17 protein-coding genes are annotated in these 22,129 nt (G+C 60.5%); 14 read left to right on the top strand and 3 right to left on the bottom strand.

What is annotated here, in order from left to right:
• Positions 1 to 800 precede the first annotated feature (800 nt).
• The 3 genes from VGH41_RS08205 (at position 801) to VGH41_RS08195 (ending at position 3,734) form a co-directional block, all read left to right on the top strand.
• Positions 801 to 1,586 carry an iron-containing redox enzyme family protein gene (locus tag VGH41_RS08205; RefSeq protein WP_331596868.1) on the top strand — a complete coding sequence of 262 codons (786 nt, stop codon included), beginning with the start codon at positions 801 to 803 and terminating at the stop codon, positions 1,584 to 1,586.
• Positions 1,587 to 1,735: 149 nt separating this feature from the next.
• A complete protein-coding gene (locus VGH41_RS08200) occupies positions 1,736 to 2,590 on the top strand; it encodes an aspartyl/asparaginyl beta-hydroxylase domain-containing protein (protein ID WP_331596867.1) in 855 nt (284 codons plus the stop codon).
• Positions 2,591 to 2,732: 142 nt separating this feature from the next.
• Positions 2,733 to 3,734, top strand: a complete 1,002-nt coding sequence (locus VGH41_RS08195) for a fatty acid desaturase (RefSeq protein WP_331596866.1) — start codon at positions 2,733 to 2,735, stop codon at positions 3,732 to 3,734.
• A 69-nt stretch (positions 3,735 to 3,803) separates the two neighbouring features.
• Here the strand turns inward: VGH41_RS08195 and VGH41_RS08190 are convergent, their stop codons facing one another.
• The gene (locus VGH41_RS08190; protein WP_331596865.1) at positions 3,804 to 4,721 is read right to left on the bottom strand and encodes a LysR family transcriptional regulator; all 918 of its coding nucleotides are present in this window, start codon (positions 4,719 to 4,721) and stop codon (positions 3,804 to 3,806) included.
• Positions 4,722 to 4,745: 24 nt separating this feature from the next.
• Between VGH41_RS08190 and VGH41_RS08185 the strand changes: the two genes are divergently transcribed.
• From VGH41_RS08185 to VGH41_RS08145, 9 genes are all read left to right on the top strand, one after another.
• Positions 4,746 to 5,006, top strand: a complete 261-nt coding sequence (locus VGH41_RS08185; protein WP_331596864.1) for a hypothetical protein — start codon at positions 4,746 to 4,748, stop codon at positions 5,004 to 5,006.
• 926 nt (positions 5,007 to 5,932) lie between these two features.
• Positions 5,933 to 6,943 (top strand): deoxyribose-phosphate aldolase, encoded by a 1,011-nt coding sequence (gene deoC / locus VGH41_RS08180; RefSeq protein ID WP_331596863.1) that lies wholly within the window; start codon positions 5,933 to 5,935, stop codon positions 6,941 to 6,943.
• A 13-nt stretch (positions 6,944 to 6,956) separates the two neighbouring features.
• Complete coding sequence (locus VGH41_RS08175; RefSeq protein ID WP_331596862.1) at positions 6,957 to 9,353, top strand: aldehyde dehydrogenase family protein; 2,397 nt, start codon at positions 6,957 to 6,959, stop codon at positions 9,351 to 9,353.
• 53 nt (positions 9,354 to 9,406) lie between these two features.
• Complete coding sequence (locus VGH41_RS08170) at positions 9,407 to 9,886, top strand: RbsD/FucU family protein (RefSeq protein ID WP_331596861.1); 480 nt, start codon at positions 9,407 to 9,409, stop codon at positions 9,884 to 9,886.
• Positions 9,883 to 10,845 carry a ribokinase gene (gene rbsK / locus VGH41_RS08165; protein WP_331596860.1) on the top strand — a complete coding sequence of 321 codons (963 nt, stop codon included), beginning with the start codon at positions 9,883 to 9,885 and terminating at the stop codon, positions 10,843 to 10,845. The genes VGH41_RS08170 and rbsK overlap by 4 nt, the downstream gene beginning before the upstream one ends.
• Before the next feature lie 69 nt (positions 10,846 to 10,914).
• Positions 10,915 to 11,943, top strand: coding sequence for an ABC transporter permease (locus VGH41_RS08160; protein ID WP_331596859.1), 1,029 nt, complete (start codon positions 10,915 to 10,917; stop codon positions 11,941 to 11,943).
• A 99-nt stretch (positions 11,944 to 12,042) separates the two neighbouring features.
• Positions 12,043 to 13,047: an autoinducer 2 ABC transporter substrate-binding protein gene (locus VGH41_RS08155; protein ID WP_331596858.1), complete on the top strand. Its 1,005-nt coding sequence runs from the start codon at positions 12,043 to 12,045 to the stop codon at positions 13,045 to 13,047.
• 77 nt (positions 13,048 to 13,124) lie between these two features.
• The gene (locus VGH41_RS08150) at positions 13,125 to 14,657 is read left to right on the top strand and encodes a sugar ABC transporter ATP-binding protein (RefSeq protein WP_331596857.1); all 1,533 of its coding nucleotides are present in this window, start codon (positions 13,125 to 13,127) and stop codon (positions 14,655 to 14,657) included.
• Between the two features lie 19 nt (positions 14,658 to 14,676).
• Complete coding sequence (locus VGH41_RS08145; protein WP_331596856.1) at positions 14,677 to 15,723, top strand: ABC transporter permease; 1,047 nt, start codon at positions 14,677 to 14,679, stop codon at positions 15,721 to 15,723.
• A gap of 29 nt (positions 15,724 to 15,752) precedes the next feature.
• Here the strand turns inward: VGH41_RS08145 and VGH41_RS08140 are convergent, their stop codons facing one another.
• Both VGH41_RS08140 and VGH41_RS08135 read right to left on the bottom strand, forming a co-directional pair.
• Positions 15,753 to 16,106 (bottom strand): hypothetical protein, encoded by a 354-nt coding sequence (locus tag VGH41_RS08140; protein ID WP_331596855.1) that lies wholly within the window; start codon positions 16,104 to 16,106, stop codon positions 15,753 to 15,755.
• A 268-nt stretch (positions 16,107 to 16,374) separates the two neighbouring features.
• The gene (locus VGH41_RS08135) at positions 16,375 to 17,724 is read right to left on the bottom strand and encodes an MFS transporter (protein WP_331596854.1); all 1,350 of its coding nucleotides are present in this window, start codon (positions 17,722 to 17,724) and stop codon (positions 16,375 to 16,377) included.
• 346 nt (positions 17,725 to 18,070) lie between these two features.
• Here VGH41_RS08135 and VGH41_RS08130 point away from each other — a divergent pair, with 346 nt between their 5' ends.
• Both VGH41_RS08130 and VGH41_RS08125 read left to right on the top strand, forming a co-directional pair.
• On the top strand, positions 18,071 to 18,850 hold the full coding sequence (locus VGH41_RS08130) for an N-acyl amino acid synthase FeeM domain-containing protein (RefSeq protein WP_331596853.1): 780 nt from the start codon (positions 18,071 to 18,073) through the stop codon (positions 18,848 to 18,850).
• Between the two features lie 132 nt (positions 18,851 to 18,982).
• Positions 18,983 to 21,952, top strand: coding sequence for a putative bifunctional diguanylate cyclase/phosphodiesterase (locus VGH41_RS08125; protein WP_331596852.1), 2,970 nt, complete (start codon positions 18,983 to 18,985; stop codon positions 21,950 to 21,952).
• Positions 21,953 to 22,129 lie beyond the last annotated feature (177 nt).

The raw sequence follows: 22,129 nt of genomic DNA, 5'->3' as shown, positions 1-22,129 counted from the left end.
GCGCGACCGAGTCGGGATGTACGGCTGCAACAGGGTGACACCTGCTGACCAGCTCGAATGGCGACGTGAAATGAGAGGTGGTAGACTTCGAAGGGTAGCGGCAGTTGCGGAAGTGTTAGGCCGTCCATGGGTATTGCTGGATGGTTGGCGCTCCAGATTCTGGTAATGCTTGCGGCGGCGTTGTCCCGCCTTGAATCCCGCATATTGAAGTTGGGTGGGGGCTGCCTTTTCACGGCGAGGCTTGGATTCGCAGCTGTTCGGAACGAATTCAGGTGCCATCGCTCCGGCGATGCACGATAATCGAATTGACTCTCAGGTTCTGGCAAGGCCCTCGGAATATGCCAGAACTCTTTAGCCGACACTTAAGGTGTCGGCTTTTTTTTGCCTCTCGGCAGGTTCTTTGGCCACTGCTGCTTGAACACGGCACATACCTCGGAAAGTTCTGCGTAACGTAGGATTGCATCTGCGCTCCAGAAGGACTACGCCATGTTCCGCGTTTTTTATAAAATTCGGAATCCTATTCAAACCAATTGCAGATGTACTCTTGACATTGGCTATGGTCGAGCAGAGCATTCATCGCGCAAACAAATTCGCATAACTACGTAAATGGATTGATCTGTTGATGGAGCGAAAGAGGAGATTTCTCGTCTGGGCAGGCGATGCGGTAGCGCTAATTTGATTCGTTGATGAGGGGTATCAGAAATTTTCGTTGGCAATTCGAGTGTCAGGCAACGAAACTTCAATCCTCACCTAAGTCATTGAAAGTAAACAACTTTTACGAAATTCGGTCTGGAGAATTTATGCGCGATATCGAATCTTCGCGGGGCCTCGTCACGCCCTTTTCAAGCAAGAGCCTGGTGAACCAGTTGGAGGGACTTGCTCAAAATGTGTACGCCAGCGGCGCGTTGAATAACGACTTTTACGAGTTGTGGACCAGCCGTCACCTCAGTGTCAGGCAGATCGCCGTATTCGCAAGAAATTATGGCGAATTCAATCGCGCGTTTCCGGAAGTGCTAGCAGTCATGATCAGCAGCACGCGTGATATCCATGCGCAAGCCGAGTATGCGAAGACGCTGTACTCGGAAATGGGCTATGGCAATCCGGACAAGGTTCATTCGGTGTTGTTTGATGCATGGCTCGCTGAACTGGGTGAGCGCCTGGGAGATAGAACGAGCCTTGAGTGGACCCGTCTTGCATGCGAGTTGCCCGTCCTTCCGGAGACGAAGGCGCTGATCGAGGGCGAGAAACGACTATATGGGGTTGATAACGCGACAGGGGCGGGTGCTCAGCTTGCGCTGGAATGGCAAGCGTACACGATGCTTCGCAAGCTCTACGACGGCGCCGCTCTGTACAAGTCGCTATGGCAGGCAGAGGACGCGTTCCACGAGTCATGCGAATACTTCTACGCCCATATCGGCGCAACAGAAAAAGAGCACAAGGTCGAGTCGCTCAAAGCAGCAAGACAGTTCGCAATTGATGATGAGTCGTTCGAACGGGTGCAACAGGGCTTCTATGAGCACCTCGGATTGTTCGAGTCGTTTTGGAACGCAGTCGCGAGAGCGATGAAGGCCGCGCAGCAGCACTGAGTCGATTCGATACCTTTTGATAGATGTGAGCGGTGACGGGCAGGATGCCCTGAAGCGGTAAGGCTGAATGCCTTCGACCGCGGGCGGGAGGTCGTCGTGCGTGACTGGCCGGTCAGATACCGCTCACGAATTGAGTGTGGAAGTAAACAATGAATTCGCAAATCGTAGGAGCATGTAGCCTTGCAATACCGGAGGCAGAGATCGCCGCCATCCTCGACTTCGCTGGGGACAATCAGCAGTATAGCGAATTTCACTACGGCGACTGGAAGACATTTGTTATCTGGAGTCAGTCCGGAAGTGATGCGGACGGTGTGGTCGCCGACGCTGGACTCGAGGCGAAGGAGACGCCTCGTTCAAAGATTCTTCCCTCGTTGAATACATGGATTCGCGAGACCTTCGATGTTTCCCGGCTGAAACTTGCGCGGATCCATTCGCTTGGTAATGGGGTGCTCATTCCGCACAAGGACTTTGTCGAGTTTGAAGAGAACGCGCGCCCGTGGGTCAGGGTTCATGTTCCTCTCGTCACGAACGATCAGTGCCTGCATTCAGAAAACGACACCGTCTTCAGAATGCGAATGGGGGAGGTCTGGTTTCTTGACGCCACGAATCTTCATTCGGCAATCAACCTGTCGAACCAGCGTCGGTTGAATCTATGCCTGGATTTTGATCTTGGAACATTGCCGCTTCGAGCAATCTTCAATGCATCCAGTGAAAACTCACCGCCGGCCCTGGTACCCGATATCGTGCAGCGCTTGCCGCTTGAGCTCGACTTTGCTGCTCAACTCGAGCACCGCGGACGAAGCCTGACGGAGCACAATTTCGTCGATATGGCGGGCTGGCTTGCGGGGATCCATTTCTCGCGCTCAGTTCATATCCGGACCTTCTTCGACTGGCTTATTGCTGTAGCCGCTGCGTCCCGTAACGAGCAGATGCTCGACAAAGCGCATCGGTACACGCGGTTTCTGCAGGACCAACGGAGCATGGGGGAACGCTTTGTCTTGTAGACGAGAGTCGGGCAGCACGGAGTGTCCCCGGCAGAGCTATCGTGCGTTCCCGCGCTGGACTTCGCGATTCTGGACGTGGTTGACCGGCGTGCCCGAGGGCGGGCAGTCGCCTCTGCTTATCCCGTCCCCGTGGATCTACGCGATGCTTGCGCTCGGAACGTATTTCGTCGGCCTCTGCATAGGGGTGGCCAGTTTTAAGCTAGACGGCGTCGCGTTTGGTCTAACGCTGCTGACTGGTTGGGTCATGACCGTCAACGGTGCCAGGAGGATGATCAGTACCGTTGCCCATCAGTGCGTACACGCGGCGTTTTCCGGTGACAAGCGGTTCGATATGGCGTTCGCAGAAGTATTTGCGGTGCTGACTCAGACCCAGACGGCCGCCGATTATCGTCGCGAGCATTTTGAACTGCATCACCGCCATGACGTGTTCTCGACCATCGACGATCCATCGGCGAAACTGTTGTGGAAGGCAGGCTTTCGCGCTGGAGCATCAACGAAGCGACTCTGGTGGAATTTGCTGCTGACCACCGTGTCCGTCCGATTCCACGGAGCGTTCCTTCGACGAAGGATAACCAGCCAGATGCGGGGCGCTATGACATGGCAGAGAGTGGGAGCGGCGCTGGTAATGCTCATGCTTCTTACGGGGCTGGTTTCGCAATTGTCGCTGCATGCGGTGATGTTGGGTGCGGTGTTTCCAGTGGTGGTGCTGTATCAGAACAGCGTGCTCCTCGAATTCATCAGCGAACATGCCTGGTTCGTCGAGCCGAGCGGACTTGGCCGGAAGAAGTACATCCATGCAACCCATTCATGGGGCCGGTTTTGCGGAAGGAGCGCGCCGAAGAGGCAAGGCGGGAGTGCGGTTCGTTATGGGCTCGATTGGATGCGTTGGGTCATGGAGCACCTTGCTTACCATTTGCCGGTGCGGCTCGTCATCTTGCCGGGAGACCTTTCGCAGCACGATTTTCACCACCGTAGACCGGCGACACCCTGTTGGACAACGGCGGCTTACGCAAGGGAAGAGGATGTGCGCAACTGCGATGAGCGGTGGCCGTCATACACTGAATTCTGGGGACTGCACCACGCGATAAGCCATGTGTTTGACGGTATTGCGTCATCAAAAAGAGAGCGTAGCGGCATGGACTGATCTTTAGGCGATGCGGTACGCGGAGGGCGGCACGACCGCTTCGTCGACAAAGCAGGTCGTGCCAGCAACTTAAGCGACGGCGGCCACCGTCTCGATGGCGTTGATCGACCGCAACTCGCGCTCGTATCGACGCGTAGTGAAGTGGCGGCGGATCGTCTCGGATACGTGTCGGGCCACTGGGGAGATTTCAGAGGCGCTTGCATAGAGTTCGATGTCGGCAGCAGGCAACTCCGGAAAGCCTTCTTCCGGCAGCAGCACTCTGTGACGCGCGTTCACGGCGCTCTCAATCATGATCGACACCGCACTGCCTGAGTCTACTGCCGCGAGAAGTCCTTCGTGGTTCAGGCTCGTGTATCCGATGCGCCAGTTACGCTTGTTAGCATTCAGGGCGGCAATCGCGGCGCGCCGGTACAGGCATCCGTCCGGAAACACGGCGAGCGGCAGGGGATTTGCCCGAAATACGTCGCTATCGTGTTTGCAAACCCACATCAGACGCTCGCGCCCAAGTGGCTGACCGTCCTGCCGGCCGGGATATTTGGTTGCAATGACAAGGTCGATGCCGTCGGTATCCATCGATTCCAGCATCTTCCAGCTATGCCCGCACCGGATCTCCATTTCGATATTCGGGAAGGTTTTACTGACCTCGGAGAGAATGGGCGGAAGCAGACATGACGCATAGGTTTCCGAGGTCGCAAGCGTCAGCTTGCCGGCGGCGAGGGCGTGATTGAATGCGAAGAAGGCATCGTCATGTGCTTCGATCAGCCGGCGCGCGAGTGCCGCGAAGCGTTCGCCTACCGAAGTGGGAGTGACCGTAGTCGTATTGCGCTCGAACAGGCGCTCGCCGACCTGCTCCTCCAGCCGTTTGATCTTCATGCTGATCGCGGACTGGGTGCGGTGCTGACGAGCGGCGGCCTGCGTGAAGCTCCGTGTCTCCCAGACCGCCATAAATGCCCTCAACTGGTCGAGGTCGAAGTCTTGCTGCCGCAAGGGACTCTCCTATAAGCAACTCGAATGAGCTCACTCAACAATGCACGTGCCATTCTTGATGGCTGTGTTTGTAGGTTTGCCAATTGGCAACTTCCGGGAAGTTGCCCTCATCTCGCCCCTGGCTCTGAATATTTACTGATTGATTATCGCGCTATTTTAGCCGAATCGCATCAGTTGCCTATCGTGGACTGCACGTGGAATCCACCATGTGGCCCCAAAGGAGGTCTAAGCCGCGCAGTGGATGATGCGGGTAAAGTCAGCAAAATTGATGGCCGCCTGACGTAAGTGTAGGCTGCTTCGCTGATGGGAGCAGGGAGAAATCTGCAGTCGATCTTGCCAGTGACCGATGGCTGCCTGAGTCAACTATTTGAAGGAAGAGTCCTCCTCGTCAGACAGGATAATTTCAACCGCCTGCTGACGAGGAAGACGTCGGCAAATTTGTATTTTTGATTAATGACTCTCAGGTTCCGGCTTGCGTCGCCGGGCGTCCTTGTCAGGCCGCCGGGCCAGCTATCCACACTGCTCGGATCAGTGTGGTGCAGCCTTACGCAGTGACTCTACGGTCCGGGTCAAGTTTGAAAGGTAGTGATCTGAAGCGCCAATTCAAAGTATTGATATGGCCTATCAATGCTTCGGATGTGCCGCTACACATTGACCGATGTGCGCGGAAGGGGGAGGGACAGCCAGCGGTCTGCAATATCGGAGAAGGAGCTTTGGTTGGAGTTGCGTGCTGCTCTTCGGCTCTGCTGGCAGTCAGCGGTTGAGCGTCGATGGCCGGGAGTTTAGAACCATCTGGTTCCAGATAGGAACCCTTTATTAACGCGGGTGGCCGGGCGACCCCGATTTATTTGGGCGCCCTGGAAAAGGCTAACCGGCAGCGGCGGCAGGCAGTGGCTCGATTGGGCAAAGATCCCCATCTACTGCGGCGTAATGCAAACCAGATCATCGGGTTAACGATAGGTCAGATTCGTTGGTCGGCAGTACGCCCGATCTTTCCCGGGAGATAGAGCAGATTTGATTGTCGAAACAGCCATAATCAGGTTTGTTCGGCTCAAATCAGGTTCCGCCTGGGCATCGCCAAAGCCAGTCATGCAATATGGCTATAAGGAATGATCATAACGACACTTGTTACGATCCTATCATTCGATGTACGATGGCTGCGAACAACTCATCAGTCGTTGCTGTGCACTGCACAAAATTGCGGACGTCTTATGCCTGAAGCTCCTTATTTACCCTCATCGGTCATCGCGCTGCGGCGCGGCGTGGCCGTTCATCCGGAACGCAACCCCGGCGTGCCGTTCGATGCCGGATGGCTCGACGGGCTGCGTGTCAATCAATCGGCGGTCGAGCGGCGCACCGCCACGCTCGGCACGCGGCGCAGCGTCAAGAAAGACGCGCAGGCGGCGTGGCTGCTGAAGGCCATTACGTGCATCGACCTCACCACGTTGAACGGCGACGACACCGAAGGCCGCGTGCGGCGTCTGTGTGCGAAGGCGCGGCAGCCGGTGCGTGCGGATATTCTCAGCGCGCTCGGCATCGCGCCGCAGACCATCAGGACCGGTGCGGTGTGCGTCTATCACCGCTTCGTCGCGGCTGCCGTGGATGCACTGCAAGGCAGTGGCATTCCGGTCGCGGCCGTGTCGACGGGTTTTCCGGCGGGGCTGATTCCGCATCCGTTGAAGCTGAAAGAGATCGAAGCGTCAGTGGCCGATGGCGCGCAGGAGATCGACATTGTCGTCACGCGCGAATACGTGCTGACGGGCAACTGGCAGGCGCTCTATAACGAAGTGCGCGATTTCCGCGAAGCCTGCGGTCCCGCGCATCTGAAGGCAATTCTCGCTACCGGCGATATCCGCACGCTGTCGAACGTGGCGCGTGCGTCGATGGTCTGCATGATGGCCGGTGCCGATTTCATCAAGACGTCTACCGGCAAGGAAGGCGTGAACGCGACGCTGGATGTGTCGCTCGTGATGGTGCGGATGATCCGCGACTATTACGAGCGCACCGGCGTGCTGATCGGCTTCAAACCCGCGGGTGGCGTGTCCAATGCGAAAACCGTGCTGAACTATCAGATCCTGATGAAGGAAGAACTGGGGCGCGCGTGGCTCGAGCCGGAGTTGTTCCGCATCGGCGCGTCGAGCCTGCTTGCCGACATCGAACGCCAGCTCGAACATCACGTGAGCGGCCGTTATTCCGCCTTCAACCGTCACCCCGTTGCCTGAGCAGACCGAACCCATGAGCGTAGCCGAATATTTTTCTTCAATGGAGTACGGTCCCGCCCCCGAGGACGATCAACCCGCGCGCGCGTGGCTCGCGCAGCACGAGTCGAGCTTCGGGCATTTCATTGGCGGCGAATGGCGCGCGCCGGCTTCCGGTGAGCGTTTCGAATCGCATGAGCCGGCCACCGGCGACTTGCTCGCGCAGATTGCCCAGGGCGATGCCGCGGACGTCGACGCAGCAGTCGCTGCCGCGCGTGCCGCGCAACCCGCATGGCTTGCGTTGGGCGGGGCGGGTCGCGCACGTCATCTGTATGCACTGTCGCGCATGGTTCAGCGTTATAGCCGGCTGTTCGCGGTGCTTGAATCGCTCGACAACGGCAAGCCGATTCGCGAGTCGCGTGACCTCGACATACCGCTCGTCGCGCGGCACTTCCTGCATCACGCAGGCTGGGCGCAGCTGCAGGACAGCGAGTTCGCCGACTTCGCGCCGCTCGGTGTGGTCGGGCAGATCGTGCCGTGGAATTTTCCGCTGCTGATGCTGGCGTGGAAAATCGCACCGGCAATTGCGACAGGCAATTGCGTCGTGCTGAAGCCCGCTGAATACACGTCGCTCACGGCGTTGCTGTTTGCCGAGCTGGCGCATCGTGCCGGCTTGCCGGCGGGCGTGCTGAACATCGTGACCGGCGACGGCCGCACGGGCGCTGCGCTGGTCGAACATCCCGACGTCGACAAGCTCGCGTTCACGGGCTCGACCGAAGTGGGCCGGCAGATCCGTTCGGTAACGGCGGGCTCGGGCAAGTCGTTGACACTCGAACTCGGCGGCAAGTCGCCGTTCATCGTGTTCGACGACGCGGATCTCGACGGCGCGGTCGAAGGTGTCGTCGACGCCATCTGGTTCAACCAGGGCCAGGTGTGCTGTGCCGGTTCGCGTCTGCTCGTGCAGGAAGGCATCGAAGCGCGCTTCATCGACAAGCTGAAGCGGCGCATGGAAACACTGCGCGTAGGTCGCTCGCTCGACAAGTCCATTGATATCGGCGCGATCGTCGACCCCGTGCAGCTTGAACGGATCGATTCGCTAGTGGAAGCGGGACGTCGCGAAGGCTGCGCGGTGTGGCAGTCGCCGGATGCCGTGCTGCCCGCGCAAGGCTGCTATTACCCGCCGACGCTCGTGACGGGTGTCGCGCCCGCATCGACGCTGGCGCAGGAGGAGATCTTCGGCCCGGTGCTGGTCACGATGAGCTTTCGCACCCAGGACGAGGCAATCGCGCTTGCCAACAACACGCGCTATGGTCTCGCGGCCAGCGTGTGGAGCGAGACCATCGGTCGCGCGCTCGATGTCGCGCCACGGCTTGCAAGCGGTGTCGTGTGGATCAACGCCACCAATCTGTTCGATGCGGCAGTCGGCTTCGGCGGCTATCGCGAGTCGGGTTATGGGCGGGAAGGCGGCCGCGAGGGCATCTACGAATATCTGAAGCCGCGTGCATGGCTTAAGCTCGCGGAGCGTCGCGCACGGCCCGCATCACAGGCCTTGCGTGACGCGGACGCACTCACGACGCTTGCCAACGTCACGCCGATCGACCGCACCGCCAAGCTTTTCATTGGCGGCAAGCAGGCACGGCCCGATGGCGGTAATTCGCTGCCCGTCTATGGTGCGCAGGGGGCGATCGTCGGCGAAGTGGCCGCAGGCAATCGCAAGGACATCCGCAATGCCGTCGAGTCGGCGCGCGGCGCGGGCAAATGGTCGCAGGCGAGTACCCACAATCGCGCGCAGGTCTTGTATTACTTCGCGGAAAACCTGATGGCGCGCGGCGAAGAGTTCGCCCGTCAGCTTGTGGTCCGCACCGGTGTGGACGACGCCGCTGCGCGTGCGGAGGTGGAAGCGGCCGTCACGCGGCTCTTCAGCTACGCGGCGTGGGCCGACAAGTTCGACGGCGCAGTGCATACGCCGCCGCTGCGCGGCGTCGCGCTGGCCATGCATGAACCGCTCGGCGTGATCGGAATTGCGTGTCCGGACGAAGCGCCGCTGCTGGGATTCGTGTCGCTGATCGGCCCGGCGCTGGCGATGGGTAACCGCGTGGTCGTGCTGCCGGGCGAATCGTGCCCGCTGACGGCGACGGACCTGTATCAGGTGGTTGAAACGTCGGATGTACCGGCTGGCGTGCTGAACATCGTCACGGGCGAGCGCGCCGCGTTGCTGCCGGCGCTCGCCAAACACGATGACGTCGACGCGCTCTGGTGTTTCGGCAGCGCTGCTGATTCCGCGCTGGTCGAACGCGCCTCGGTCGGCAATCTGAAGCGTACCTTCGTCGACCACGGCCGCCAGTTCGACTGGTTCGACCGTTCGACGGAAGGTCCGGCCTGGCTGCGTCAGGCAGTGCAAGTGAAGAACATCTGGATTCCTTACGGAGATTGACCGGCTGATAGACAAAGCCGTGTGGCAGTCAGATCGAACATGGAGGAGACACCGTGCTGAAAAATCTGGACCCGCTGTTAAATGCCGATGTGTTGCACGCGCTACGCGCGATGGGCCACGGCGATGAAGTTGTGATTTGCGATGCGAATTTCCCCGGCGACTCCGTTGCGCGTGCAACGGTGCTGGGCAAGCTGCTGCGTTTCGATGGCGCCGATGCGGCGCAAGCGGTGCGCGCGGTGCTGTCGGTGCTACCTCTGGACAGCTTCGTCGAGCACCCGGCGCTGCGCATGGAGGTGGTGGGCGAGCCGAATACCATCCCTGCCGTGCAACGTGAGGCACAAGCGGAAGTGAATGCCGCTGAAGGGCGTGACGTGCCGTTTGCATCGATCGAACGCTTTGCTTTTTATGAGCGCGCCAGGAAGGCTTATTGCGTGATCGCGACCGGCGAGCGTCGTGGTTACGGATGTTTTGTATTCAAGAAGGGTGTGCTGCTGGCGCCGGACGCACCGAGTTCAGCGGAGCGCAGCAAATGAACCCGCAGTCGACACGAGACGGGCGCGTGGTCATTCTCGGCATCTACGTGACCGATCTGACTTTTCGCGCCGAACGCATGCCGCTGATTGGCGAAACGATCGCCGGTTCAGCCTTCGCGATGGGACCTGGCGGCAAGGGCTCGAACCAGGCGGTGGCCGCGGCGCGGGTGGGTGCGGACGTAGTGTTCTGCACGCGCCTCGGCAACGACGCGTTTGGCGCAATCGCGCGCTCGACGTGGGCCGCGGAGGGCATCACCGCACGCGCCACTACAGTAGACGGTGTCTCGACCGGCGCCGCGCATATCTTTGTTGACGACACCAACGGCAAGAACGCGATCATCGTCGCGTCGGGCGCGGCGGCCACGATGGGCGCGGCCGACGTCGATGCGATCGAGGCGGATATTGCCCGCGCGCAGGTCTTCGTCACGCAACTCGAACAACCGATCTCCGCTGCACGGCGCGGTCTCGAAGTCGCGCGCCGCCATGGCGTAATCACGGTGTTCAATCCGGCGCCGGCGGTGCCGCTCGACGACGACATCTACCCGCTGTGCGATTACATCACCCCGAATGAAACGGAAGCCACCGCATTGACCGGTGTGCCGATCCAGACCGTCGACGACGCGCGTCGCGCGGCGGACGTGCTGCTTGCCAAAGGCGTGCGCACGGTGATCGTGACGCTCGGCGAAGCAGGTGCGCTGTTGCATTCGGCTGAACAATCCGTGGTGGTGCCTGCATTTCAGTGCGGACGCGTGGTCGAGACGGCCGGCGCAGGCGATGGCTTCACGGGCGGTTTTGCGGCGGCGCTCTCGCGCGGCGTGGACCCGGTGGAAGCCATGCGCTTCGGCTGTGCGTTGGCGGGCATTTCGGTGACACGCCCAGGCACGGCGCCGTCCATGCCGACGCTTGCTGAGGTCATGCAGGTATTGAGTCAGTCGGGACAAACGGCGTCGGCGCATTAAGCGACATGCCGAAGCCTCACTGGAAGGCCCACTGAAGTGTGATGCGGTTAGAAGGAGTTTGTCTTCACCATGAAGTCCTCGTTCGCTGTTGGAAAACTGTTCGCTGACAGACAGCTGAATTTTCTGCTGATTGTGAACGTGCTGGTCGTCCTGGTTGCGACCGGGTTGTCGCACGGCCAGTTCGTCGATATCGACAACCTGCAGTCGATGGGCGGCCAGTTGCCCGAGCTTGGCCTGCTGGCACTCGGCATCATGCTGTCGATGATCTCCGGCAACGGCGGTATCGATCTGTCCGGCGTCGGCCTCGCCAATCTGTCCGGCATGGTCGCCGCGCTGATCCTGCCGAAGCTCGTCAGCGCCGATGCGTCGCCGGTGCTGTACACATTGGTGTTCTGTGCAATTGTCGTCGTGATGGGTCTGCTCGGCGGTCTGCTGAACGGCGTCGTGATCGCCAGGCTGCGGCTCACGCCCATTCTGTGTACGCTCGGCACGCAGCTTCTCTTCACGGGCTTCGCGGTGGTGCTGAGCAATGGTGCATCGGTGCCGGTGGAATACGTCGATCAGCTGTCGAGTATCGGTAACGGCACCGCGTTCAACGTGCCGATCGCGTTCATCATCTTCGTCGCGGCGATCGTCGTGCTGGGCTGGCTGCTCAGGCGCAGTCCGTTCGGCATGCGGCTCTATCTGATGGGCACCAACCCCAAGGCGGCGTTCTATGCGGGGATTCCGCGCGCACGGATGCTGATCCTCACCTACACGATGTGCGGGGTGCTCGCGTCGCTGGCCGGCCTGATCAGCGCGACGCATACGTCTAGCGCGAAATGGGACTACGGCAATTCGTATCTGCTGATCTCGATCCTGATCGCGGTGATGGGCGGCGTGAATCCCGCCGGCGGCCGCGGCCGCATCATCTCGGTGTTCTTTGCGGCGACAGTGCTGCAGTTTCTCGCCAGCCTGTTCAATCTGCTCGGCGTGTCGCAGTTTTTTGGCGACTGCGCATGGGGTTTTCTGTTGCTGCTGTCGCTGGCGTTTGCGGGCGGCGAGCGGGTGAGCGCAATCTTCGGTTTCGCGCGCTCCGATTCGACTGCGCGACGCTAGCGTGAGCGCAGAGAGGTTTTAGTACGCGGCGGACATCGGGGCCCTGGATGTCCGCAACCGTGATGCAGGGCGACATCGAAAGAAAAAAGGAGACGTTGTATGAAATTGACTCGATTGGGCGCCGCTCTCGCAGCAGGCGTGCTCGCGGTGGGCGGGATTGCCGCGGCACAGGCAGCGAACAATGTGACGATCGTCACGGTCGTGAAGGTGACCGGCATCAACTGGTTCAACCGCATGGACGAAGGCGTCAAGCAGTTCGCTAAAGACAACGCGGGTGTGACCGCATATCAGACCGGCCCCGGCCAGGCAGATGCGGCGCAGCAACTGAAGATCATTGAAGACCTGATCGCCAAGAAGGTGGATGCGTTGGCCGTAGTGCCCTACGATCCGCCGACACTCGAGCCCGCGCTGAAGAAAGCCATGGATCGCGGCATCAAGGTCGTCACGCATGAGGCCGACAACGAAAAGAACACGATGGTCGACGTCGAGGCTTTTGACAACACCGCGTACGGCGCCAACCTGAATCAACGGCTCGCGAGCTGTATGCACGACGAAGGCAAATGGGCTGTGCTGGTGGGCTCGCTCGGCAGCCGCTCGCAGGTGCAATGGGCGGACGGCGGGATCGGCAACGCGAAGGCCAAGTATCCGAAGATGGATCTGGTCGAGCCGAAGCTCGAAACCAATAACGACGGTGAGCGCGCCTATGAAGTCGCCAAGGAAGTGCTGCGCAAGCATCCGGACCTGAAGGGCTTCCAGGGTTCGTCGTCGCTCGACGTGATCGGCATTGGCCGGGCGGTTGAAGAAGCCGGCCTGCAGGGCAAGATTTGCGTCTACGGCACGGGTCTGCCGACGGAAGCGGCCAAGTTCCTCGAAAGCGGCGCCATCAACGGCATTTCGTTCTGGGATCCGAAGCTCGCAGGCATTGCGATGAACAAGATCGCGTTGATGCTGATCCAGGGCAAGACCGTGCATGACGGCGATGACCTCGGCCTGCCGGGCTATTCGAAAGTGACCGTGACCAAGGGCCCGGGTAAGGGCATTATCGTGCGCGGTCAGGGCTGGGTTGACGTCGACAAGTCGAACTACAAGAACTACTCGTTCTAAGTGTTGGCAATTCCTGTGTAACGGTGTGCCTGTGTCGGTTTCTACACAGGCACACTTTTGAAGGTGGCGATTAACCCATGACTTCAGACGCTTCTTCCGTGCCGTTCCTGCAGGTCGTCGGTGTGCACAAACGCTTCACCGGCGTGCATGCATTGCGTGGCGTAAGCCTCTCGTTCGAGCGCGGTCAGATTTATCACCTGCTCGGCGAAAACGGCTGTGGCAAGAGCACGCTGATCAAGATCATCTCGGGCGCGCAGCCGCCCGACGAAGGCGAGCTGATTATCGAAGGCGTGTCGCATGCGCGACTGTCGGCGCTGGAGTCGCTCGAAGCCGGCATCGAGACGGTGTATCAGGACCTCTCGTTGCTGCCGAACATGAGTGTGGCCGAAAACGTCGGGCTCACTTCTGAACTGGCCGAACACAAAGGGCGTCTCACGCGCACCTTCGACCGGCGTGCGCTTGCGGATACTGCAGCGCGCGCGTTGGCGGCGGTCGGCCTGCCGGGCGACGCGGATTTCCAGTCCACCCTGATCGAAGAGTTGCCGCTTGCGACGCGTCAGCTCGTGGCGATTGCGCGCGCCATCGCAAGTGAGGCGAAGTTCGTCATCATGGACGAACCCACGACCTCGCTCACGCAGAAGGAAGTCGACAACCTGATCGCCGTGCTCGCCAATCTGCGTGCGCAAGGCGTGACGGTGCTGTTCGTCAGCCATAAGCTCGACGAGTGTTATGCAATCGGCGGCGAAGTGATCGTGCTGCGCGACGGCCAGAAGATGGCGCAAGGGCCGATCACGCAGTACACCAAGGCGCAGATCAGCGAATTGATGACCGGCCGGCATCTGTCCAGCGAGCGCTATCGCGAAGGCGGTTTTGCCCAGGAAGTGGTGCTCGAGGTGAGTGGCCTGACGCGCGCCGGACAGTTCAGCGACGTGTCGTTTGCGCTGCACCGCGGCGAGATTCTTGGCGTGACGGGGCTGCTCGATTCGGGCCGCAACGAACTCGCACGCGCGCTGGCGGGCGTTGCGCCTGCGCAGCATGGCGAGATCGTGCTGGACGGCAAGCGTATTACCGTGCGCACGCCTTCAGATGCGCGTGACCACCGGATCGGCTATGTGCCCGAAGACCGCTTGAACGAAGGGCTGTTTCTCGACAAGCCGATTCGCGACAACGTCATCACCGCAATGATTTCGAGCTTGCGTGACCGCTTCGGCCAGATCGACCGCAACCGCGCGCAGGCGCTCGCGGTGGATACGGTGAAAGAGTTGCAGATCGCGACGCCGGACGTCGACAAGCCTGTGCAGTCGCTCTCAGGCGGCAACCAGCAGCGCGTACTGATTGGCCGCTGGCTCGCCATCGACCCGCGCGTGTTGATCCTGCATGGTCCGACGGTCGGCGTGGACGTCGGCTCGAAGGACATCATCTACCGCATCATGCAGCGCCTGTCGCAGCGTGGCATTGGCATCATCCTGATCAGCGACGACCTGCCGGAACTGCTGCAAAACTGCGACCGCATCCTGATGATGAAGAAGGGACGCGTTGCCAACGAATACCTGGCCGAGAAATTGCAAGAAGCCGACCTGTACCACGCACTGCTGTCGGAAGCCGCTTAGAGTAGAGGATGTCACCCGCATGAATTCGCGCATCAACCAGACCATGACCACTCCTACCGTCATCGAAGTCGCACCGCAGGTCAAGCAGTTGAGCCTGCGCGCGAAACTCGCGCGCCACCCCGAGTGGTTCACCTTCGGACTGATCGTCTTGATGTGCCTGGTGGTGGGCGCCATCAATCCGCGCTTCTTCCAGCTTGCGACGCTGTTCGACATGCTGCATTCGGCCACGACGGTGTCGCTGTTCGCGCTTGGCACGCTGGTGGTGCTGGCGTCGGGCGGGATCGACGTTTCGTTCACCGCAATCGGCGCGTTGACGATGTACGGCATCACGAAAGCCGTCTTCGCGTGGTGGCCCGATGAACCGTTTGCGCTGATTCTGATTACCGGTGCAGTGGGCGGCATTTTGCTTGGACTGATCAACGGCGTGCTGGTGTATCGGCTCAAGGCGCCTTCGCTGATCGTGACGATCGGCACGCAGTATCTGTATCGCGGCATCCTGCTGACGTTTATCGGCACGACGTTCTTTATGAACATCCCGCACAGCATGGATCGCTTCGGTCGCATCCCGCTGTTTTTCTATCAGACGGCTGATGGCTTGCGCGCGGTATTGCCCGTCTCCGTGCTCGCGCTGGTGGCGGCCGCGGTGCTCACGTGGTGGCTGTTGAACCGGACCATGATGGGACGCGGCGTGTATGCGATGGGCGGCAGTCTCGCGATTGCCGAGCGCCTCGGCTACAACCTGCGCGCAATCCACCTGTTCGTATTCGGCTATACGGGCATGCTGGCGGGTATCGCCGGGATCCTGCACGTGTCGAATAACCGCCTCGCGAATCCGTTCGACCTGGTCGGTTCCGAACTGGATGTGATCGCTGCAGTGATTCTGGGCGGCGCGCGTATTACCGGTGGCACCGGCACAGTGGTCGGCACGCTGCTTGGCGTGGTGCTGGTCACGCTGATCAACAACGTGCTGATTCTGGTGGGCGTACCGAGTACGTGGCAGAAGGTGATTATTGGCGCATTCATCCTGCTTGCGGGCACGCTGTTCGCGTTGCAGCGCAAGGCCTAAGCCAGGCAGCGCGCCTTGCGGCGCGCGCGTTACAGCGCGTACTGCAAGGCCAGATCGAAGCCGATTACCACGAGCGAGCAGCCTATGCCTGCCAGCACGTTGGCAACCCGGTGTTCAAAGTCTGGGTGCCGGGTAATGCCGGCACACGCAAGGAACACGATCTCCACGAAAATCTGCAGGCCCACGAACGTCAGCATGAGCAAAAACTCGTAGCCCATGTAGCGGTAGTTCGCGAAGTTCATGCCGAAGTCGTAGATCCAGTGGCCCACCCGGTAGATTTCGTAAGCGAGCAGCAACAGCGGAAATACGTAGCTCGTCACATAGGTGGGCACCGTGGCGTGGCGCAACTCAAGATGAAAATGGTGGTGGTGCGTGGTTTGCATGTCTCCTCCGTTTTCGCTTCAGTGCTTCGTTGCTTCTAGACGACAGTGCTGATGGTTCTGACCGACCCTAAACATTTGACTTGAGATCCGGCTAAAGGTGCGAACGCTTTATGCGTAACGCATTGTTTAGGTGTCTTTGATGTGTGCCTGCTTGAGCCCTATGCGCAGTCGGTAAGTTTGACGGCCTTTACGCGTGGTCAGCACTCAGACGCGGTAATCCGGTCATGAGCGCGCTACGTGAGTGCATGATTTTCCGCGTGGCATTGCTTCAAGTAGCGGCTGCGACGCCATCCTCTTCATGCCCCAACTTGCGGACCTGCCTTAGCTCCGGGAAAAGCCGCATCCACAGTAAAGCTACACCAATTGTCGCGATTCCGCCCACCAGCACCGCGGGTTGCGCGCCCCACCAGCCGGCCGTCAGCCCTGATTCGAACTCGCCCAACTGATTGGACGAACCGATGAACAGCGAGTTGACCGCACTCACGCGCCCAAGCATCTCGTCCGGTGTGCGCAATTGCACAAGCGACATACGCACGACGACGCTGATGACATCCGATGCCCCAAGCGCGGCCAACGCAAGCAGCGATACGATGAAGTGATGCGACAGGCCGAACGCGATGGTGGCCAGGCCGAACGAAATCACGCCGCCGAACATCGCCGCGCCGGGTTGCTTGCGCAGCGGAAAATGCGCGAGCCAGATCGTGCCCGTCAACGCGCCGACAGCCGACGCCGAGCGCAGCAACCCCAGCCCGAGCGGCCCGGCATGCAGGATGTCGCGCGCGAATACCGGCAGCAGGGCGGTGACGCCGCCGAATAGCACTGCAAACAGATCGAGTGAGAGTGCACCGAGAATCACCGGGTGACGGCGAATGAACCCAATACCTGAGAACACCGACTGCAGTGTGACAGGCGCGCGGGTCGCGGGCTTCGCTTGCAGCGGGATGCTCCACACCAGTGCGGCGGCGGTCGCAAACGTTATCGTGCATATGCCATACGCCAGACCGGGACCCGCTCCGTAAAGCAGACCGCCCAGCGCGGGTCCGACGATCTGTGCGGTCTGCCCAGCCGAGGTTGCCCATGCGGTGGCTTGCGGCAACTGGCTGCGCGGCACGACCCCCGGCAACAGCGACGACACGGCTGGCGATTCGAACGCGCGCGCCGCGCCTACACAAGCAGCCAGCGTATAGATGACGGGTGCGCCAAGCCAGCCGCCCAAGGTGCCAAGCGCGAACATCAAGGCCGCAAGGCATTCGACGCTTTGGCAAACGGCCGCGATACGCCGCCGGTCATAACGGTCAGCGACCTGGCCGACCGCGAGGGTCAAAACGAACATGGGCAGGAATTGCGCGAGGCCGAGGAGTCCAAGCGCAAAGGCGCTGTGCGTGAGCGCATAGATGTGCCAGCCCATGGCGACGGCCAGCATCTGGAAGGAGAGCGAAGAAAGCACGCGGGTGCCCCAGAATCGCTGAAACGGCTTGCTGTGCGGCAGGCCACGCGTGAGTGCGTCTTGAGCGGTACCAGGTGCTTCCCTGGAGGTGTGCTGGAAAGCCCTGGCGTCGCTTGATGCCTGATCCGGCTGATGTGGCTGAGCGGGTGGCTCCGTCGGTTTAGGGTTCATTGCCTGAATTGCGCGTAAGCGAGTGTCTGTACGGTAGCTAAAGCGGGCCATGCAGCCCGGTAAGCCTACCTGAGGTTGAGTGCGTACCCCGACCGGTAGATCAGGGCCGCCAAGTTTAGTGCAAGTGCAACGATTGGGTGCGCCATGCCAGTGCGAGGTGCCGATTTCAAATAACCGGACGCATCGATCATTCGCCATTTGCAGAAATCCACTAGAAATGATGCGCCGAACTTCCGCTACACCGCACTTCGTAAATTGACTTCGTGAGACGCTTATTAAGTCGCTCTGCTCACCACTATCGAGTGGGCAAGCGGCTTTTCTTTCACACCCTAAAGGGGCATTAAAAATGGAACGTCTGAATATCACGCACGAAGTCGTCCGTATTTCTCAAGAACGTGACTACAAGCCGGAGATGATTGCTGTTGAAGCGCTTCAGAAACCCGAATGGATGCCGTTTACTGTCCGTATAGCGGTCAACGAAGCGGACCTCGAGAGGGCAGTGAGCATTCGCCGCTCGGCTTATGGCAGGCATCTGCCTGAGTTTGCGGAGAAAATGACGGTCGAGGAGTGCGATCGCGCGCCCGGTACCACGATCTTGCTGGCGGAGTCGAAGTTCGACGGCGCGCCGCTTGGCACCATGCGGATTCAAACCAACGACTTCGCGCCGCTGCCGGTGCAGAGCTCCGTGCAGTTGCCGGCCTGGTGCAGCACCGGCCGTCTCGCGGAAGCAACCCGTCTCGCGGTCGCCGGAGGCTCGCCTGGCCGTGTGGTGAAAGCCATGCTGTTCAAGACGCTATTTTTGTTTTGCGAGCAGCAGCAGGTGGACTGGATGATCATTACGGCGCGCACACCGATCGACAGGGAGTATGAGGCCATGCTGTTCAAGGACATCTTCGGTGAGCGGCAATTTTTACCGATGTCCCACGTTGGCGGCTTGCCGCATCGCGTGCTGGCGGGTGAGGTGAGTGTGGCGCGACGGGAATGGCGCGAAGCCGGGCATCCGCTGTTCAACTTCGTGTTCCAGACACGTCATCCGGATATCGATTTACGGGGCGTTGAAGATTCAACTTTAATGCCGGACACGGTAGGATGCGAGCAGGGATCGGATATCGTTGCAAGCAGGTAGCCACATAAGGCCGGATTGGCACGCGAATCCGGTCAACGAGACACACGTGGCGGCGCGGCGGCATGGTTCGGGGCGGTAGGCCGCAGCGCCGCAATCACGTAATAAGGCAATACTCCGGGGAGAGTTGCAGGTATGGGTCTGTCTGGTGCTTTTTCCCGCTTCAAAGTCAGGCGCACCGGATCGTGGCTCGATCAGGCGCTGTACGCTTTCTCGGTTTACACCGTGCCGGCGTTGATTGCGCTTGGAGCGTTGGTGGCACTCATCTTTTTGCCACGCCAGTTCCCGGCAAGCGGCGGCACGCAACTTTCTTTTAGCGTCATCAACGACACGTCCGGCATGTTGACGCCCGCACAGGCGCTGGAGCGGCTCGCGAGCGGTCCGGCGGTCACCAGCTTTCGCACCCGCCTCGCCGAAACGCCTATCTGGTTCACGTTCACCGCGCCGGTCGACGCAGGCGGCCATCGCACCACCTTGATCGAACTTCCCTCCCGCCATGCCCAAATGGCGGAATGCTGGCGCGCCGACACCTTGCAGCCGCTCGGACGCGGGGACCGGCTTGGCACCACCGGATCGATCCGCGTGTCGAAGGCTGGTTTTGCCCTGCTCCTCGGGCGCTTGTCGGAGCCGCAAGCCTTGCTTTGCCGCGGCACATTTTCCGGCCCCGCGCAGCTCACCGTGGTGGACTGGGATTACCGCGGATTACGCAATTCAGAACTCGACTTCCAGGAAAGCTCCGGCCTGATCGCGGGAGGATTGCTCACGCTCGCGGTGTTCGTATTCGTCACCGCGCTGATCAACCGCGAGTGGACCTATGTGATCTTTGCGGTGTGGCTGGTCGGCAATCTGCGCCTGTGCGCGAATGCGATGGGTTGGGACAACGAGTGGCTCGACAGGGTCATTCCGGCCGGCGACCTCTCGCTGCTGCGCAGGGTCACATTCGCGGCGTATTACCTGCTGACCGGCGCGCTCTTTAGCCAGCTGTTCAGGCGCGAACTCAAGCGCATCGGTTATGAGTGGCTGCTGCGTGCCGGACAGTACGCGGGTCTGGTGATGCTGGTTCTGGCCTTCCCATTGCCTTACTCGTTGTTTATCCCGGTGCTGTGGGGCATAGGCGGGTTCGGCATCAGCGTGCTGATCTTCCTGCTGGCGCGCCTGGTGTGGAAGGCGCGCTCGCGTACGGTGATGTGGTACGTGGCGTCGCTGGCCGTGGTGCTGGTCGCGACTTTCTCCGAAGTGCTGGGCGCGGCCTTCGGCATCCCCTCGTTGACTGCAGGCATGAGCCCGGTTCTTGGGGCCTTGTCGTCGAGCATGATGGCCGCGTTCGCGATTGCCGAGCAGATGCGCGCCGAGCGCGAGCGCCGCCGCCGCATGCAGACTGAACTGCGCAACACCTACGAGGTCACGCCGATCGGGCTGTTCACGCTGGATGAACAGGGGCACTTCGTGCGCGCCAATCCGGCCTTGCGTTCCATGCTCGATCTGCAGAAAGCCGAATACAGGAGCCGTCACTGGAAGCATTACTTCGAAGCCGGCGCCTGGGGTTCGTTGCAGGCGCTGGCGCAAAAGGGCAGCGAAGGCGAGCTGGAACTCGGCGGATCCGTGGAGAGCGGCACTGCCGAACGGCGCTACTCGCTCAAGGCGACGCGCTCGAATGGCTGGATTGAAGGCTCGTTGCAGGACGTGACGGAACGCTCGAAAGCGATCGAACGGCTGCACTTCCTGGCCGAACACGATCCTCTGACGGGCTCGCTGAACCGGCGCGGCGTGGAGCAGGCCGTCGCGCAGCAGAGTGAAGAGGTGCTGCCCTGGGCGCTGGCGTATATCGACCTCGACCGCTTCAAACTGGTCAACGATTTGTTCGGTCATCGGGCAGGCGACGAGGTGCTCAAGCAGGTCGCTGCGCGCACTCGCGCGCTCGTTGGGCCTGAATATGCGGTGGGGCGGATTGGCGGCGACGAGTTCATCTGCGTCATGAGCAACACGAACATTGACGATGCGATCGCGCAATGCCGCGAACTCGTCACGGTGTTGAGCGCCGCGCCGTACCAGGTTGGTAACTGCGCCTTTCAGGTGAAGGCGTCGATCGGCCTCGTGGAATGCTCGCCCGGCGTGCGGGTGCAGGACGTTCTGTCGCACGCGGACGGTGCCTGTCGCGAAGCGAAGAACGTCGCGCACGGGCACCTGGTCACCTATCGCAAGGGTGCGGCGGCGTTCGAGGAGCGTGCCAAAGAACTGATGCTCGTCGAGACGCTCGGACAAAACCGTCTGCCGCCGGGCCTGTTCCTTGTGATGCAGCCCATCATGTCGCTCTCGGACCCGACCGGTTCGCTCGATTTCGAAGTGCTGCTGCGCTGGCGCGCGCCGGACGGCTCGACGCTGCCGGCGGGTAAGGTGATCGTCGCGGCGGAGGAGTCGGGCAATATTGCCGCAATCGACAGATGGGTGATGAGTACGGTGCTCGAATGGATCGAGACGAACCGGCATTCGCTGACGAAGACGCGCTTTGTCTGCGTCAATCTGAGCGGCGGCTCGCTCAACGACGAGCAGTTCATGGAAGACATCTTCGCGCTGTTTGCGCGGCATCGGTCCATCGTGCGTTATCTGTGCCTCGAAATCACGGAAAGCGTCGCGCTGCACGATCTGGAAAACACCCAGCGTTTCATTTCGCGCGTGCACGATATGGGCGGCAAGATTGCGCTCGACGACTTCGGCGCGGGCTACACGTCGTTCAAGTATCTGAAAGATCTCTCAGCGGACGCGCTGAAGATTGACGGCGAATTCATTCGCACCATGTGCGCGCATCCGGCGGATACCGCGATCGTCGAAGCGATCATCGCGCTCGCGCGCAATCTGGGCATGCGCAGCATCGCGGAGTGGGTGGAGGACGCCGAGACGCTGCGCGCGCTCAAGGAGATCGGCGTGGACTATGTGCAGGGCTACGTCATCGCGAAGCCGCAGGAAAGCGCGGCAATTCTCGCTGCCAGCTCGGCTGCCAGCTTCATCATGGATCCGGCCACCCAGCAATTCGTCGACTATCTGGTCGACCCCGAACAGAACAATGAAGACGCCTATGCAGGGCGAGTGCGAGCAGGCCTGCACTGAGTCCCGTCGCACGCATTCGACTCTCGCGCCGTGTATCCTGGGCATGCATGGTCAGGATTTATTTTCTGACTCAATATGTATGGCCGCGAATTCCATTTAATGGCATTGGAGGTTTGGATATGAAAGTTATTTGCAGAGGTTCCGTGATGCTTTCCCCAAACCTTTTCAATGTAATGG

The organism is Paraburkholderia sp. (assembly GCF_036488795.1).
Classification (GTDB): Bacteria; Pseudomonadota; Gammaproteobacteria; order Burkholderiales; family Burkholderiaceae; genus Paraburkholderia.
The sequence above is the reverse complement of the archived record's forward strand: the minus strand, read 5'-3'. Positions and strand labels throughout refer to the sequence as shown.